The sequence below is a fragment of the Pseudoduganella chitinolytica genome, from assembly GCF_029028125.1.
Taxonomy (GTDB): Bacteria; Pseudomonadota; Gammaproteobacteria; order Burkholderiales; family Burkholderiaceae_D; genus Rugamonas; species Rugamonas chitinolytica.
In genome coordinates this window covers 2,528,978-2,543,550 of sequence record NZ_CP119083.1, presented here as the reverse complement: position 1 = coordinate 2,543,550, position 14,573 = coordinate 2,528,978, and the positions used below count along the sequence as shown (strand labels likewise).

The following is a 14,573-nucleotide window of genomic DNA, read 5'->3' as shown; positions in this document are numbered from 1 at the left end:
AGTATATATTGTTTATATTATTCAATTTTTTGCGGAGTCAGTATGAACGCCCTCAAATCCGTCAAACCGGCCGCCGCGGCGGCAATCGACGCCACCGGCAACGACATCACGCCTGCCGCCGAAGGCGCGGCACCGGCCGCGCCGGCAGCCAAGGCGCCGCGCAAGGCGCCCGCTCGCAAGACCGCACCGGCAGCAGCGCCGGAAGCCGCCGCGCCGGCGGCTCCGGCCACGCCGAAGGCAGGCAAGGCCAAGGCCGCTGCCAAGCCAAAGGCGACACCCGCAGCCGAGGCCGCCGCCCCGAAGACCGTGAAGAAGACCGCGGCCAAGGCCAAGGCCGAAGCCAAGGTGGAGGAAGCGGCACCTGCCGCGACGGCCAAGGCCAAGGCGCCGGCCGCCAGGAAGGCGGCCGCCAAGCCGGCCGCGAAGGCCGCAGCGAAAGCGCCGAAAGCGGCCGCCAAGCCCGCGGCCAAGGCCGCCGCACCGAAGGCGGCCAAGCCGGCCCGCGCCACGGCCGCCGCCGAGGCGGCCAAGGAAAAGCCGCGCAAGGAACGCCTGGTGCGCGACAGCTTCACGATGCCGGAAGCGGAATACGCCGTGCTGGGCCAGGTGAAGAAGAACTGCCTGAAGGCCGGCTTCGAGATCCGCAAGAGCGAGCTGCTGCGCATCGGCGTCGCGCTGATCAGCCAGATCGACATGGCCACCCTGCAAAGCGTGCTGGCCTCCCTGCCGCAGTTGAAGACGGGCCGGCCGAAGAAGGATTGATGTCACCGAGCCGACATGGCCCTGTCATCGCCCTGAAGTAAAGGCCCGGTACGCTGTGCTTCGTCCAACTCGGGAGACGAAGCATGCAAGTGAACCCTGTCCTGGCCGCCCCGGTGACTGCCCCAACCAGGGCCGCCGCCGTGGCACCCCGCCTGATCCTCGGCATGGCCGCTACCCCGCAGGAGCTGCGCGCCGTGCAGCGCCTGCGCTACCGGCTGTTCGTCGAGGACCTGGGGCTGACGGCGCTGATGCGTGCGGACGGCCTGGACCGCGACGAGTTCGACGACTACTGCGACCATCTCGTCGTGCGCGATGCGGACACGCTGGAAGTGGTCGGCACCTACCGCCTGCTGAGTCCCACCGGCGCGCGCCGCCTGGGCCGCGTCTACGCGGAAAATGAATTCGACCTGGGCCGCCTGAACCGCCTGCGCCGCCGCATGGTGGAAGCCGGGCGTGCCTGCATCCATCCGGACTACCGGGGCGGCAGCGTGCTGATGCTGCTGTGGTCCGGCCTGCTCGATTACGTGCGCCGGCAGGGCTGCGATTATTTCGCCGGCTGTGCCAGCATCAGCCTGGCCGACGGTGGCCACAACGCCGTCGCCGTCTACGAGCGCCTGCGCGCCACGCACCTGGCGCCGGCCGACTACCGCGTCACGCCGCACCTGCCATTTCCCTGGGACCAGTTGGCCCCGGCGCCGACGGCTGCCGTGCCGCCGCTGCTGAAGGGCTACCTGCGCTCGGGCGCGTGGATCTGCGGCGATCCGGCCTGGGACCCCGACTTCGACAGCGCTGACCTGTTCGTGCTGCTGCCGCTGGCGAACCTGGATGCCCGCTACGCGCGCCACTATGGCGTGACGCCAATGCCGATTGCAGCCTAGGGTCTGTTTCCCTTGCGGGGACTGACCCTGAGGTTTGCCGGAACCGGCACGCCGTCAGCGCCCCTCATCCCGCCCCAGCCGCGCAACGACCGTGCCGGTGCCGGCCGGATCGCCATGCCCGCCCAGCCCCGTATCGGCATGGTGCCGCTTGTGCGGCTTGCTGTGCGTCAGCCGCAGCGCCACGGTGCGCAGCAGCACGTAGAACAGCGGCGTCAGGAACAGGCCGAAGAACGTTACGCCCAGCATGCCCGCGAACACCGCCACGCCCATCGCGTGGCGCATCTCCGCGCCCGCACCGCTGGAGAACACCAGCGGCAGGACGCCCATGATGAACGCGATCGACGTCATCAGGATGGGGCGCAGCCGCAGCCGGCACGCCTCCAGCGCGGCCTGCACGACGGTGCGGCCATGGTCCTCCAGCTCGCGTGCGAACTCCACGATCAGGATCGCGTTCTTCGACGCCAGCCCCACCAGCACGAACAGCGCGATCTGCGTGAACACGTTGTTGTCGCCGCCGGTCAGCTTCACGCCCAACAGGGCGCACAGGATCGACATCGGCACGATCAGGATCACGGCCAGCGGCAGGGTCCAGCTCTCGTACTGCGCGGCCAGCACGAGGAACACCAGCAGCACGCACAGCGGGAACACATAGACCATCGTGTTCCCGGCCAGGATTTCCTGGTAGGTGAGTTCGGTCCACTCGAACGTGATCCCCTTCGGCAGCGTCTCGCGCGCCAGCTGCGACATCGCCGCCTGCGCCTGGCCGGACGACACGCCCGGCGCGGCGCCGCCGCTGAGGTCGGCGGCCAGGTAGGCGTTGTAGCGGTTGACCATGTCGGGCCCGTACGTATCCGAAATGCGCATCAGCGACGACAGCGGGATCATCTCGCCCTTGTCGTTGCGCACCTTCAGCTGCGCGATCTGCTCGCGCTGGGAGCGGAACGGCGCGTCGGCCTGCACGACCACCTGGTAGGTCCGGCCGAACTGGTTGAAGTCGTTGACGTAGAGCGAGCCCAGGTTGATCTGCAGGGTCTGGTAGACGGTGGCCAGCGGCACGCCCAGCTGCTTGGCGCGGGTGCGGTCGACGTCGGCGAACAGCTGCGGCACGTTGATCTGGTAGCTGGAGAACACCCCGGCCAGCTGCGGGTTCTGCCACGCCTTCATCTGCAGGGCCTGGGTGGCCTTGTACAACTCGTCGTACCCCAGGTTGCCGCGGTCCTCCACCATCATCTTGAAGCCGCCGATGGTGCCCAGCCCGTTCACGGGCGGCGGCGGGAACACCATGATGAACGCGTCCTGGATGGCGCCCAGGCGCTTGTTCACTTCCGCCGCAATGGCGCCGCCGGACAGGTCGGCCGAACGGCGTTCGTCGAAGGGCTTCAGGCCGATGAAGACGATGCCTGCGTTGGGCGCGTTGGTGAAGCCGTTGATCGAAAGGCCGGGAAAGGCGATCGAATCCATCACGCCTGGCACGCCCTTGGCGATGTCGGACATGCGCCGCACGACGGCATCGGTGCGGTCCAGCGATGCGGCATCGGGCAGCTGGGCAAAGCCCACCAGGTACTGCTTGTCCTGGCCCGGCACGAAGCCCGAAGGGACGGCCCGGAACACGAACACGGCGGCCACCGTCAGCACCAAATAGACGCCGACGCCGAAGCTCTTGCGCACCATCACGCGCTGCACGCCGCGCCCGTAGGCCCCCGAGGCGCGGCCGAAGAAGCGGTTGAACCAGCCGAAGAACGGACCGAATACACGGTCCATCGCGCGCGTCAGCGCATCCTTGGGCGCGTCGTGGCTGCGCAGCAGCGCGGCCGACAGCGCCGGCGCCAGGGTCAGCGAGCACAGGGCCGAGATGACGGTGGAGATGGCGATGGTCAGCGCGAACTGGCGGTAGAACTGGCCCGTCAGGCCCGACACGAAGGCGATCGGCACGAACACGGCGCACAGCACCAGCGCGATGGCGACGATGGGCCCAGAGACCTCCTTCATCGCCTGGATCGTCGCGTCGTGCGGCGTCAGGCCGGCCGCGATATTGCGTTCGACGTTCTCCACCACGACGATGGCGTCGTCCACCACGATGCCGATCGCCAGCACGAGCCCGAACAGCGACAGCGTGTTGATGGAAAAGCCGAACGCCAGCATCACGGCGAACGTGCCGACGATGGAGACGGGCACCGCCAGCAGCGGGATGATGGAGGCGCGCCACGTCTGCAGGAACACGATGACCACGACGACGACCAGCGCCACCGCTTCCAGCAGCGTGTGGATGACGGCGCGGATCGATTCGCGCACGAACTGCGTGGGATCGTAGACGATGGAGAATTCCACGTCCTCGGGAAAATCCTTCGACAATGCGGCCAGCGTGTCGCGCACGTCCTGCGACAGTTGCAGGGCATTCGCGCCGGGCGCCTCGAAGATGCCGATGGCGGCCGCCGACTTGTTGTTCAACAGCGAGCGCAGGGCGTATGAGTTCGAGCCCAGCTCCACCCGCGCCACGTCGCGCAGCAAGGTCACGGCGCCATCCGCATTGGTGCGCACGATGACGTTGCCGAAGTCCTCGACGGTCTTCAGCCGGCCCGTCGTGTTGACGGTCAGCTGGAATTCCGAGCCTTTCGTGGGCGAGGCGCCGACCACGCCGGCGGCCACCTGCACGTTCTGCTCGCGGATGGCGCCGACGACGTCGCCCGCCGTCATCGAGCGGGCCGCCAGCTTCTGCGGGTCGATCCACACGCGCATGGCGTAGTCGCCCGCGCCGAACAGGATCACTTCGCCCATGCCGGGAATGCGCGACAGCTGGTCCTTGACGTTCAGCACCGCGTAGTTGCGCAGGTAGACGTCGTCATAGCGGCCCTTGGGCGAGGACAGGTGGGCCACCATCGTCAGGTTGGGCGAGCTCTTGGCCGTCGTCACCCCGATCTGGCGCACTTCCTCGGGCAGCCGGGGCAGGGCGCGCTGCACGCGGTTCTGCACCTGCGTCTCGGCCTGTTCCGGATTGGTGCCGATCTTGAACGTCACGGTCAGCGCCAGGGTGCCGTCCGACGTGGCCTTGGAGTCCATGTACAGCATGTTCTCCACGCCGTTGATCTGTTCCTCCAGCGGTGCCGCTACCGTCTCGGCGATCACCTTCGGGTTGGCGCCGGGGTACTGCGCGCGCACGACAACCGACGGCGGCACCACTTCCGGATATTCGGAGATCGGCAGGCGCATGATGGCGATCAGGCCCGCGACGAAGATCATGATCGACAGCACCGCCGCGAAGATCGGCTTGTCGACGAAGAAGCGGGGAAAGTTCATCGGTCAGCCCTTCTGCGCGGCGGGTGTGGCCGCGGGCGCGGCCGGATCGGCGTCCATCGCCACCACCTGGGGCGCCAGCGGGGCCCCCGGGCGTACCCGCTGCAGGCCGCTGACGACGATCTTCTCGCCCGGCTTCAGGCCGCTGCGCACCACGCGCAGGCCGTCCACGGTCGGGCCCAGCGCCACCGGCCGGTATTCGGCCTTGTTGTCCTGGCCCAGCACGAAGACGAACTTGCGGTCCTGGTCCGTGCCGACTGCCCGGTCGTGGATCAGCAGTGTGGGGACGGCGGTCTGGCGCGTGCCGCCGCCGGCCAGTTGCACCCGGGCGAACAGGCCCGGCACCAGCATGTGGTCGCGGTTCGGCAGCACGGCGCGCATGCGCACGCTGCCGGTGGCGGGGTCGAGCCGGTTGTCGACGAATTCCAGCTTGCCCGCGTGCGGGAAGCCGGTCTCGTTGGCCAGGCCGATGCGCACGGCCACGTCCTTGCCGGCGCGGACCTGGTTGCGCACGCGCAGGTAGCTGTCCTCGTCGCCGTCGAAGCTGGCGTAGATGCTGTCGGTCGACACGACGGAGGTCAGGATGGCGTTGCCGTCCACCAGGTTACCCAGGGTGATTTCGGCCTTGCTGACGCGGCCGTCGATGGGCGCCGTGATCTTCGTGTAGTTGACGTTCAGGCGGGCCGATTCCACGGCGGCGCGGGAGGCGCGGGCCGCAGCGTCCAGGTCCTTGACGGCGGACGAGCGCTCGTCGAATTCGCGGCGGGCGATGGCACGGTCGGCCAGCAGCCGCTCGGCGCGTTCCAGTTCGACCTTGGCCAGGGCGGCGCGGGCGCTGGCGGAATTGGCATCCGCCTGCGCCTTTTCCAGCTCCGCCTGGTAGGGGCGCGGATCGATGGTGAACAGCGGCTGGCCCTTGCGCACCAGCGCCCCGGGCGTGAAATGCACGGCCGTGATGTAGCCGGATACGCGTGGGCGAATCTCCACCCGTTCCACCGCTTCCAGGCGGCCGGAGAATTCCTGGGTCTCGACGATGTCGCGCTGGACGACGATCGCGGCCGACACGGGCGCTGCCTGTGGCGGCACGGCGCCACCTTCCTTGCTGGCCGCTTTGTCGCAGCCGGCCAGCGACAGCGCAAGCAGGAGTGGCACGAGTGGCACGAGCGCGCGGCCCGGCAGGGTGGACGGGAATACCGCCGGCGGGCGGTTCGACGGAGCGGTCATGGTTTCCCCAATGGCGACGGCGGGCACGCGCCCGGTGTCGGCCAGTGTAAGCATGCGTTGCGGCGCGCACCTCTCCCAATGGGGATAGGCGGGCGAACCCTTGGTGTGAGCCGGGATGCGTCGCCGAGGGTCTGTCCCCGCAGGGGACTGACCCTGAAGTCACGCAGCGTTTGCACGGATCTTGCCGAACTTCAGGGTCTGTCCCTTTGCAGGGACAGACCCTTGCGATGCGTGCATGCGGTGCTGCCCATCAGCGAGGCAAGCAGTGACCAGGACGGGGAGCGGAAAGGAGAAAGGGAAGGAGAAAGGGAAGGAGAAAGGGAAGGGGCGAGGCAGGGAGGAGAACAACGGGCGCCGGGGCTGCGATGCCGGCGCCGGGCATTGCACGGTTCAGTGCACGGACGCAGTCGACAGCTCCTTCAGCTCGCGGATACTCATGTCCGATTTCTCGTGCATGCGCAACAGGATGGTCGCCCCCACGGCCAGCTTGCGGTGCCGGATCTTGCTGATGATGGGGGCTGCACTTCCAGCACCCGACACAGCTCGGCGTCGTTTTTGAGATTCATCCGCTCGATCAGCGTATCGAGCAGCTTGTTGGGTACAAAGCTCGACGGCTCCATCGCTCGGGCACGATTCATCGCTTCGATTAATTCCAGCTTTTTTTGCCTCACGCTCATTTGCTCCTCCCTGATATGAAAACGCGTGCTAATCAGCGAACCCCGATAACGCTGCAAGCGGCACCCGGGCAGGCCTGCGCGAGCTTCATGGCGGCCCGGCATTGCCCACCGCAGTTGCGGCGCTGGCGGCGGTTTTCAAGGTTCCCTTTCAGGCGCCTGCTGGCTGTTGGAATATGTCGTTATTAATAACCAGGCAAGTGAGGAAAATCATACTACGGCTGAAAAAAAAAGCGCGCGATACTGGAGAAAATGCCGGCGATTATTGGCCGTGCCGGGCAAACTGTTGCGCTTCGCCTAATCCGGCGCGCGTAAGGATGAGCGTGCGGTCCGCCATCGCGGCCGCCGCCTGGGAGTGCGTCACCATGATGGTGCACGCACCGCTGGACCGGATCTCCGCCCGCAGCAGTTCCAGCACCGCGCGCGCGGTGTCCGGATCGAGATTGCCGGTGGGCTCGTCCGCCAGCACCAGGGCGGGGCGGTGTACCAGCGCACGGGCAATGGCCACGCGCTGCATTTCGCCGCCGGACAACTGATGGGGATAGTCGTGCTCCCGTCCGCCCAGCCCGACGGCAGCCAGCATCGCGGCGGCGCGGTCCTGCGGCAGGCCGTTCAGCAGCAGCGGCAGCGCCACGTTCTGCAGCAGCGTCAGGTGCGGCAGTACGTGGAAGGCCTGGAAGATGAAGCCCATCCGCTCGCGCCGCAGCCGGGTAGCGGCATCGTCGTCCAGCGCGGCCATCGCCACGCCGTCCACCAGGATCGGCGCGGCGCCGCCGGGGTCGGGATGGTCGAGTCCCGCGATCAGGTTCAGCAGGGTGGACTTGCCCACGCCCGAGTCGCCCATGATCGCGACGAATTCGCCCGCATGGAAGGTGTAGGACAGTTCGCTCAGCACCGGATGGCCGCTGGCATAGGATTTGGTCAGCCGGCGCAGTTCCAGCATGGGGGCCTTGTCGGGGTGGGAAGACGGCATGGATGAAAACCGGGTCAGTGAAGGTGGATCAGCGGGTCAACAGCCGGCGCAGGCCGAAGCTGGCGGCATCCACGAGGGCCACCAGCAGCAGCATCGCCAGGATCACCGTCGCCGCCTTCGGCATCTGGAACAGCGACAGGTGATACTTCAGCATCTGCCCCAGCCCGCCGGCGCCGACGACACCCAGCACGGCGGCGGCGCGGATATTGTTCTCCCAGCGGTACAAGGCATACGACAGCATCTGGGGCAGCGTCTGCGGCAATGTCGCGTAGAAGAACGCCGCCAGCGGCGTTGCCCCGTTCGTGCGCAGGCTCTGCTCCGGCAGGGCCGGCGCATTCTCCAGCGCATCGGCAAACAGGCGGCCCAGCACCCCGGCAGTATGGGCCGCCAGCGCCAGCGTGCCGGGGAACGGTCCCAGGCCGGCGGCGATCAGCAGCACGGACGCCCACACCAGCTCGGGAATCGACCGCAGGATGTTGAGCAGGGCGCGCACGGCCCCGCGCGGCACGCGGCCGAAGCGCCCGGCGGCGGGTATTGCCAGCAGCAACCCGGCCAGCACGGCCAGCAAGGTGCCGAGCGCCGACATCGACAGCGTTTCGGCCGTTGCCAGCGCCGTCTTGGCAAGAAAGCCGCTGGCCAGTTCCGGTGGCGCGAAACCGGCCAGGAACTCGGCCGCGCTGCTGGCCGCCTCGCGGGTGAAGAGGGCCCCCAGGTGCAGCGGCAGGCTGGCGAAGCTGGCCCCGACCAGCGCGGCCAGCGCCAGCGCGAACAGGAGGCCGGACCGGCGGCGCGGCGGCGGCGAGGGCATCGTCATCCCAGCCTCCGGCGCAACTGCTTCGAGACGACGTCGGCGCCGGCCACCAGCAGCACGAACACCAGCAGCATCGATGCCACCTCGCCGCCGGCCAGCATCTTCATCGACTCGTCCATGCGCTGGCCCAGCCCGCCGGCGCCGACGAAGCCCATGACCACGGAGCCGCGGATCGCGCACTCCCAGCGGTAGACGGTGTACGACACCAGTTCCGAGGCCGACTCCGGCAGGGCGCCGTACAGCAGCGCGGCCAGGCGCGAGCCGCCGTTGGCCAGCAGCGTGTCGCTGGCGTGGCGCTCGGAAGATTCCAGGATCTCCGCGTAGACCTTGCCCAGCATGCCGCAATAGGTCAGCGCGATGGCCAGCACCCCGGCAGTCGGGCCCAGTCCGATGATGCGCACGAACAGCAGGGCCCACACCAGTTCCGGCACGCTGCGCAAGAGCACCAGCAGCCAACGCACCAGCTGGCGCACCGCGGCGGGCAGCAGCGCCATGCGCCCCGTGCCCAGGCGCGAAATGGACAGGCGCTCGGTGACGACCAGCGTGGCGGGAATCGCGCCCAGCAGCGCCAGGGTCAGGCCGGCAGTGGCGATGGCGACCGTCTGCCACGTCTCGCGCAGCAGCATGGCCAGGAACTCGGGCGAATGGGCGGGCGGCACGAACGCGGCAAGGAACTGGCCCGTGGCCGCCAGGCTGGCCGTATCGAACAACAGCGCGGGCTGGAATTCGCTGACGACGGCCATCGGCCACAGCACGACGAGCAGCAGCAGCGTCCACGTCACGCGCGAACGCCAGGCCGGATCGGGATGGCGCTCGGCAGCGGAAACGGCGGGAAGATTGTGCATCGCTACAGGCAGGCGCCCACGGCCAGCGGCGTGGCCAGGTCGGGCTCGTGCGGCCCGTTGGCGGGCGGGCGTTCGTTCAGGTACAGCTCATCGATCATTGCCTGCGTCACCTGCTCGCGTGGCAGGTCGAACGCCACCCTGCCGTCCTTGAGCGCGACGATGCGGGGGAAATGCGCCAGCGCCAGGTCGACCTGGTGCAGGCTGCACACCAGCGCGGCCTTGCGGCTGGCCGCTTCCTGCTGCAGGGTCGCGAGCGTCAGTTGCGACAGGGCCGGGTCGAGCGCGGACAGCGGTTCGTCCACCAGCAGCACCTGCGCACTCGACAGCAACAGCCGGGCCAGGCCGCAGCGCTGCCGTTCGCCGCCGGACAGGCGGTCGACCCGGGCGTACAGCTTGTCGCCCAGGTTGAAGCGCACCAGCGCGCGGTAGGCCGCTTCCGGGTCCTTCGGCTTGACCAGCGAGACGAGCGCCTGCCACAGGTTCCACTGCGGCAGGCGGGCCGCCAGCACGGCCGTGACGACGCGCTGGCGCGGCGGCAGCGGCGGCGTTTGCGGCGCCAGGAACAGCCGCGCGCGCAGCCGGTGGCGCGCGGCGTCCGACAGCGTCCAGGGATCGGCGCCGAAGGCCTGGAACGTGCCGCCGTCGGGCCGGTGCGCGCATGCCAGCGTGGCCAGCAGCGTGGTCTTGCCGGCGCCGGAAGGACCGATCAGCGCCAGTTGTTCGCCGGCGCCGATGCGCAGGTCGATCTGCTGCAATGCCAGCGCGCGCGTGCCGCCCGCGTGGCGCGCCACCAGGCGTTCCAGTCGGTAGACAGGAGCGGAGCCGGTTGGCGTCATCGTTTACTTCTTCAGGAGGCCGGCGTTTTTCGCGGCCGCTTCGATGGCGGTGTAGTTTTCCGCGCGGGTCGGGATGAACTTCGATGCCTTCTGCAGTTCCAGGATCTGCTTGCCTTCCGGCGTGCCGGCATCCAGCGCCAGGAAGGCGTTCGTGATCTTCTTCTTCAGGTCCGCCGGCATGTCGGCGCGCACGGTCCAGTTGTAGTCGTAGTAGGGCGGCGTCGTGTAGAACACCCGTACCTTGGCGGGATCCACCTTCTTCTCGTCCACCAGCTTCTGCCAGATCGAGATGTTGAGGGCACCCGCGTCGACCTTGCCGCCGGCAACCGCCGCCACGGTCGCGTCATGCGCGCCCGAGAAGGCGATGCGTTTCAGGTCGCTGTCCGGATCGACCTGGGCGGCCAGCAGGAACGAGCGCGGCATCAGGTGGCCGGACGTGGACGACTCGGAGCCGAACGACAGCGTCTTGCCCTTCAGGTCCGCCAGCTTGGTGATGGCGGGCGACGTGGTGATGAAGACGGAGCGGAACTTCTCGTCCTCCACGCGCTGCACCAGCGGCACGACCTGGCCGCGGCTGCGTTCCCGGGCCTGCACGAACGTGAAGCCGCCGAACCACACCATGTCCAGCTTATTGTTGATCAGGCCCTCGACGGAGGCGGCATAGTCGGTCACCGGCGTGAACTCGACCTTCATGCCCGTCTTCTTCTCCAGGTACTCGCCCAGCGGCTTGAACTTGCGCTGCAGTTCGGTCGGCGCTTCGTCGGGAATGGCGGAGACGCGCAGCACCTGCTGGGCGAACGAGGAGCCGGACACCAGCAACATGCCGGCGGCGAGGAAGGAAATCAGTTTCATGGGGAGGCCAATAGGTGACGATGGTTGGAAAGAGTGGCGGTACGCCCGACCCAGCTGGGCGCCGCACATCCACGATTCGGCTATGATAGCAAAAATGTTGCCGGTGCCTTGCCCGCCGGCTACGTGGTCAGTCCCATCGCTGCGTGATTCACTGAAGCAACAAGTCCCGGCGCGTGCACGAGCCGCACGCCAGGCCGGAGACCAGCCAAGAAAGAGACGCCATGTCCATGACCCGTACTGCCGCGCTGCGCGCGCTTTCGCCATCCGTCGCGCCTGCGCTACCCCGTACCGCCCACGGCGCCCCCGCCACCGTCGCCGAGATCGCCCGGGGCCTGCTGGCCCGCCAGGCCGCGACCTCGCCCAAGTACCTGTACGACAGCCTCGGTTCGCGCCTGTTCGAAGCCATCTGCGAGCTGCCGGAGTACTACCCGACCCGCACCGAGGCAGCCATCTTTGCGAGGCACGGCGAGGATATCGCGCGCCGCGTGGGCACCGGTGCCACGTTGATCGACCTGGGCGCGGGCAATTGCGCCAAGGCTGCCAGCCTGTTCCCGCTGCTGCGACCCAAACAGTACGTCCCGATCGACATCTCGCGCGACTTCCTGAACGAAGCGGTGAGCCGGCTGCGCCAGCGCTTCCCGGACATTGCGATGAACGCATTGGCGCTGGACCTGTCCGGCCCCTTCCTGCTGCCGCCCGAGGTGACGCCGCAGCGCCGCGTGTTCTTCTATCCCGGTTCGTCGATCGGCAACTTCGCGCCGCACGAGGCGATCGCATTCCTGCGCCGCGTGCGCGAGAACGCGTCCCACGACGGCGGCCTGCTGATCGGCGTGGACCTGATCAAGGATGCCGCCGTGCTGGATGCGGCCTACGACGACGCGATCGGCGTCACCGCCGCGTTCAACCTGAACATGCTGCGTCACCTGAACCACCTGGTCGGCAGCGACTTCGACGTGCGCCAGTGGCGGCACGTGGCGTTCTTCAACGCCGAGGACAGCCGCGTCGAGATGCACCTGGAAGCGCGCACGGCATTGACCGTGCGCTGGCCGGGCGGCGAGCGCCAGTTCGCCCGCGGGGAACGCATCCACACGGAAGACAGCTATAAATATACGCGCGACAGCTTCGCCGACCTGCTGGCCCAGGCGGGCTTCCACGCCGACGCCGTCTGGACCGACGAAGCGGGGTGGTTCGCCGTCATGCACGCGCGCGCCGCCAGCGCCTGAAGGGGATAACGTCATGCTGATGACCGATCCGGGCCTGTGGACCGCCCGCTACCGGACCGTGCGCGGCCACACGCTGGCGCTGGCCGCGCCCTTGTCGGCCGAGGACTGCGGCGCGCAGTCGATGCCCGATGCCAGTCCGGTGAAATGGCACTTGGCGCACACCACATGGTTTTTCGAGACCTTCATCCTGGAGGCGTTGGAGCCAGGCTTCGCGCCGTTCCACCCGGCGTTCCGCGTGCTGTTCAACTCCTACTACAACGGCGTGGGCGCCAAGCATCCGCGCCCCAAGCGGGGGCTGTTGACGCGGCCGTCGCTGGACGAGGTCAAGGCGTACCGCGCCAACGTCGACGAGCGCATCGTCGCTCTGCTGGGCAGCCTGGCCGATGGCGCGGCCCGCGAACGCCTGGCCGCGCTCCTGACGCTGGGCGTGGAGCACGAGCAGCAGCACCAGGAACTGATCCTGACGGACGTGAAGCACCTGCTGGCGCAAAGCGCGCTGTGGCCGGCCTACCTGGAACGGGCGCTGCCCGCGGCGCCGGCTAGCCCGCTGGACTGGCTGCCGGTGGAGGGCGGCGTGGTGACGATCGGCCACGACGGCGACGGCTTCTGTTTCGACAACGAGCTGCCGCGCCACCGCCAGTTCGTCGAACCGTTCGCGCTGGCGTCCCGGCTCGTCACCAATGGCGAGTTCCTGGCCTTTATCGAGGCGGGCGGCTACACCACGCCGGCGCTATGGCTGGCCGAAGGGTGGGACTGGGCCTGCGCGCAGGGCCTGCGACAGCCGCTGTACTGGCAGCGCGACGACGCCGGCAACTGGTATGAATTCACCTTGGCGGGCTTGCAGCCGCTCGACCCGCACCGGCCCGTGACGCACGTGTCGCTGTTCGAGGCGGACGCTTACGCGCACTGGGCGGGGGCACGGTTGCCGACGGAAGGGGAGTGGGAATGCGCTGCGCGCGCCTATGGCGCGCTGCCCGGCGACGTGCCGGCTTTCGCGCATCCTGGCGAGCTGGCCGACGCCGGTGCGCTGCGCCAGCTGTTCGGCCATTGCTGGCAGTGGACCGCCAGCAGCTACGCGCCGTACCCCGGATTCAAGCCGGCGGCGGGCGCGATCGGCGAGTACAACGGCAAGTTCATGGTGAACCAGTACGTGCTGCGCGGCTCCTCGTGCGCAACGCCGGCGGGTCATGCGCGGGTCAGCTACCGCAATTTCTTCCCCGCGGCGGCGCAGTGGCAGTTTACGGGGATCCGCCTGGCACGTTGAGGTTTAGGGTCTGTCCCTACGGGACTGACCCTGAAGTTTGCTGGCGTCACGGGAGCATTGAGAAAACTTCGGGGTCAGTCCCAAAAGACGGGACAGACCCCAAGCGGCACCGCAATTTCTTCCGCGCGGCGGCGTAGCGGCAGTGCACGGGGATCCGGCTGGCGCGTTGAGGTTCAGGGTCTGTCCCCGCAGGGGACTGACCCTGAAGTTTGCTGGCGTCACGGGAGCATTGAGAAAACTTCGGGGTCAGTCCCAAAAGACGGGACAGACCCTGAGCCTTCCCCACAAATTTCTGTTGTAAACGGAAGCGGAAGCTGTTAACTTTCAATCCCAAAAACGGCGCATGCATGGCTGTGTTAGCCCTTTTATTCGTAGCGACTAAACTGCGAATGAAAGGCACAGACCATGCATGCACAGCAAATCATACAGAAGTTTTTGGCCGATCAGTGCTCCGCGATGCACGCCAAACGGCGGAGATGTTTGGCCGATGCTGTCGAAGCGGCCCGCAGCGGCGGGCTGGCAATGATGGGAATGAGCAAGGCGCTAGAAAGTGAAGTAAGCCTACGCTATCGGATCAAGCGCATCGACCGCCTTCTAAGTAACGCTCACTTGGCCAAGGAGCGGGTAAGCATCTTCAAGGCCTTGGCGCACCACCTCCTGCCGCATCAGGAGCGCATTGCAGTAATCGTCGATTGGTCTGATTTGCTGCCGGATGTAAGTCAGCATTTGCTGCGCGCCGCCGTGGTGGTGGAGGGGCGTGCGATCACGATTTATGAGGAGCTGCATCCAACCAAGTCGTATGGCAGCAGACAAGTCCATCATCGTTTCCTGGAGACTCTACGGACGGTACTGCCTCCACACCGCAGTCCTAAAGTGGACCCCTTCGTCAAGACACTGAGGCCGATAATTTAAGCTGGTCTGTCTTCATTTTTGCAGCTGC

Annotated in this window: 12 protein-coding genes and 1 pseudogene; 5 read left to right on the top strand and 8 right to left on the bottom strand. The window is 67.6% G+C overall.

Annotation, left to right across the window (positions count from 1 at the left end; all coding sequences use genetic code 11):
- The first annotated feature begins 42 nt into the window (after positions 1–42).
- Positions 43–762, top strand: coding sequence for a hypothetical protein (locus tag PX653_RS11175; RefSeq protein WP_277417948.1), 720 nt, complete (start codon positions 43–45; stop codon positions 760–762).
- A gap of 83 nt (positions 763–845) precedes the next feature.
- Positions 846–1,640 (top strand): GNAT family N-acetyltransferase, encoded by a 795-nt coding sequence (locus PX653_RS11170; RefSeq protein ID WP_277417947.1) that lies wholly within the window; start codon positions 846–848, stop codon positions 1,638–1,640.
- Positions 1,641–1,694: 54 nt separating this feature from the next.
- Here the strand turns inward: PX653_RS11170 and PX653_RS11165 are convergent, their stop codons facing one another.
- The 8 genes and pseudogenes from PX653_RS11165 to PX653_RS11130 all read right to left on the bottom strand — a co-directional run bounded on the left by PX653_RS11165 (position 1,695) and on the right by PX653_RS11130 (position 11,146).
- On the bottom strand, positions 1,695–4,934 hold the full coding sequence (locus PX653_RS11165; RefSeq protein WP_277417946.1) for an efflux RND transporter permease subunit: 3,240 nt from the start codon (positions 4,932–4,934) through the stop codon (positions 1,695–1,697).
- A 3-nt stretch (positions 4,935–4,937) separates the two neighbouring features.
- Entirely contained in the window at positions 4,938–6,155 is a 1,218-nt protein-coding gene (locus PX653_RS11160; protein WP_277417945.1) for an efflux RND transporter periplasmic adaptor subunit, read from the bottom strand.
- A 390-nt stretch (positions 6,156–6,545) separates the two neighbouring features.
- A pseudogene (locus tag PX653_RS11155) lies at positions 6,546–6,832 on the bottom strand (hypothetical protein).
- A gap of 259 nt (positions 6,833–7,091) precedes the next feature.
- Positions 7,092–7,772 carry an ABC transporter ATP-binding protein gene (locus PX653_RS11150; RefSeq protein WP_277418558.1) on the bottom strand — a complete coding sequence of 227 codons (681 nt, stop codon included), beginning with the start codon at positions 7,770–7,772 and terminating at the stop codon, positions 7,092–7,094.
- Positions 7,773–7,830: 58 nt separating this feature from the next.
- A complete protein-coding gene (phnE, locus tag PX653_RS11145; RefSeq protein WP_277418557.1) occupies positions 7,831–8,610 on the bottom strand; it encodes a phosphonate ABC transporter, permease protein PhnE in 780 nt (259 codons plus the stop codon).
- A 2-nt stretch (positions 8,611–8,612) separates the two neighbouring features.
- A complete protein-coding gene (locus tag PX653_RS11140; protein WP_277417944.1) occupies positions 8,613–9,458 on the bottom strand; it encodes a PhnE/PtxC family ABC transporter permease in 846 nt (281 codons plus the stop codon).
- A gap of 2 nt (positions 9,459–9,460) precedes the next feature.
- Complete coding sequence (locus PX653_RS11135; RefSeq protein WP_277417943.1) at positions 9,461–10,294, bottom strand: phosphonate ABC transporter ATP-binding protein; 834 nt, start codon at positions 10,292–10,294, stop codon at positions 9,461–9,463.
- Between the two features lie 3 nt (positions 10,295–10,297).
- On the bottom strand, positions 10,298–11,146 hold the full coding sequence (locus PX653_RS11130) for a putative selenate ABC transporter substrate-binding protein (RefSeq protein WP_277417942.1): 849 nt from the start codon (positions 11,144–11,146) through the stop codon (positions 10,298–10,300).
- A gap of 221 nt (positions 11,147–11,367) precedes the next feature.
- On the opposite strand from PX653_RS11130, the gene egtD reads away from it, so the two are divergent.
- The 3 genes from egtD (at position 11,368) to PX653_RS11115 (ending at position 14,545) form a co-directional block, all read left to right on the top strand.
- Positions 11,368–12,369, top strand: coding sequence for an L-histidine N(alpha)-methyltransferase (gene egtD, locus PX653_RS11125; protein WP_277417941.1), 1,002 nt, complete (start codon positions 11,368–11,370; stop codon positions 12,367–12,369).
- Between the two features lie 13 nt (positions 12,370–12,382).
- A complete protein-coding gene (gene egtB, locus PX653_RS11120; protein ID WP_277417940.1) occupies positions 12,383–13,633 on the top strand; it encodes an ergothioneine biosynthesis protein EgtB in 1,251 nt (416 codons plus the stop codon).
- Between the two features lie 405 nt (positions 13,634–14,038).
- Positions 14,039–14,545: a hypothetical protein gene (locus PX653_RS11115; protein ID WP_277417939.1), complete on the top strand. Its 507-nt coding sequence runs from the start codon at positions 14,039–14,041 to the stop codon at positions 14,543–14,545.
- Positions 14,546–14,573 lie beyond the last annotated feature (28 nt).

Coding starts and splice junctions, on each gene's coding strand:
- PX653_RS11140 (WP_277417944.1), bottom strand. CDS start 9,458: ATGCACAATCTTCCCGCCGTTTCCGCTGCCGAGCGCCATCCCGATCCG.
- egtD (WP_277417941.1), top strand. CDS start 11,368: ATGTCCATGACCCGTACTGCCGCGCTGCGCGCGCTTTCGCCATCCGTC.
- PX653_RS11130 (WP_277417942.1), bottom strand. CDS start 11,146: ATGAAACTGATTTCCTTCCTCGCCGCCGGCATGTTGCTGGTGTCCGGC.
- PX653_RS11170 (WP_277417947.1), top strand. CDS start 846: ATGCAAGTGAACCCTGTCCTGGCCGCCCCGGTGACTGCCCCAACCAGG.
- PX653_RS11160 (WP_277417945.1), bottom strand. CDS start 6,155: ATGACCGCTCCGTCGAACCGCCCGCCGGCGGTATTCCCGTCCACCCTG.
- PX653_RS11115 (WP_277417939.1), top strand. CDS start 14,039: ATGCATGCACAGCAAATCATACAGAAGTTTTTGGCCGATCAGTGCTCC.
- PX653_RS11175 (WP_277417948.1), top strand. CDS start 43: ATGAACGCCCTCAAATCCGTCAAACCGGCCGCCGCGGCGGCAATCGAC.
- PX653_RS11150 (WP_277418558.1), bottom strand. CDS start 7,772: ATGCTGGAACTGCGCCGGCTGACCAAATCCTATGCCAGCGGCCATCCG.
- PX653_RS11165 (WP_277417946.1), bottom strand. CDS start 4,934: ATGAACTTTCCCCGCTTCTTCGTCGACAAGCCGATCTTCGCGGCGGTG.
- egtB (WP_277417940.1), top strand. CDS start 12,383: ATGCTGATGACCGATCCGGGCCTGTGGACCGCCCGCTACCGGACCGTG.
- phnE (WP_277418557.1), bottom strand. CDS start 8,610: ATGCCCTCGCCGCCGCCGCGCCGCCGGTCCGGCCTCCTGTTCGCGCTG.
- PX653_RS11135 (WP_277417943.1), bottom strand. CDS start 10,294: ATGACGCCAACCGGCTCCGCTCCTGTCTACCGACTGGAACGCCTGGTG.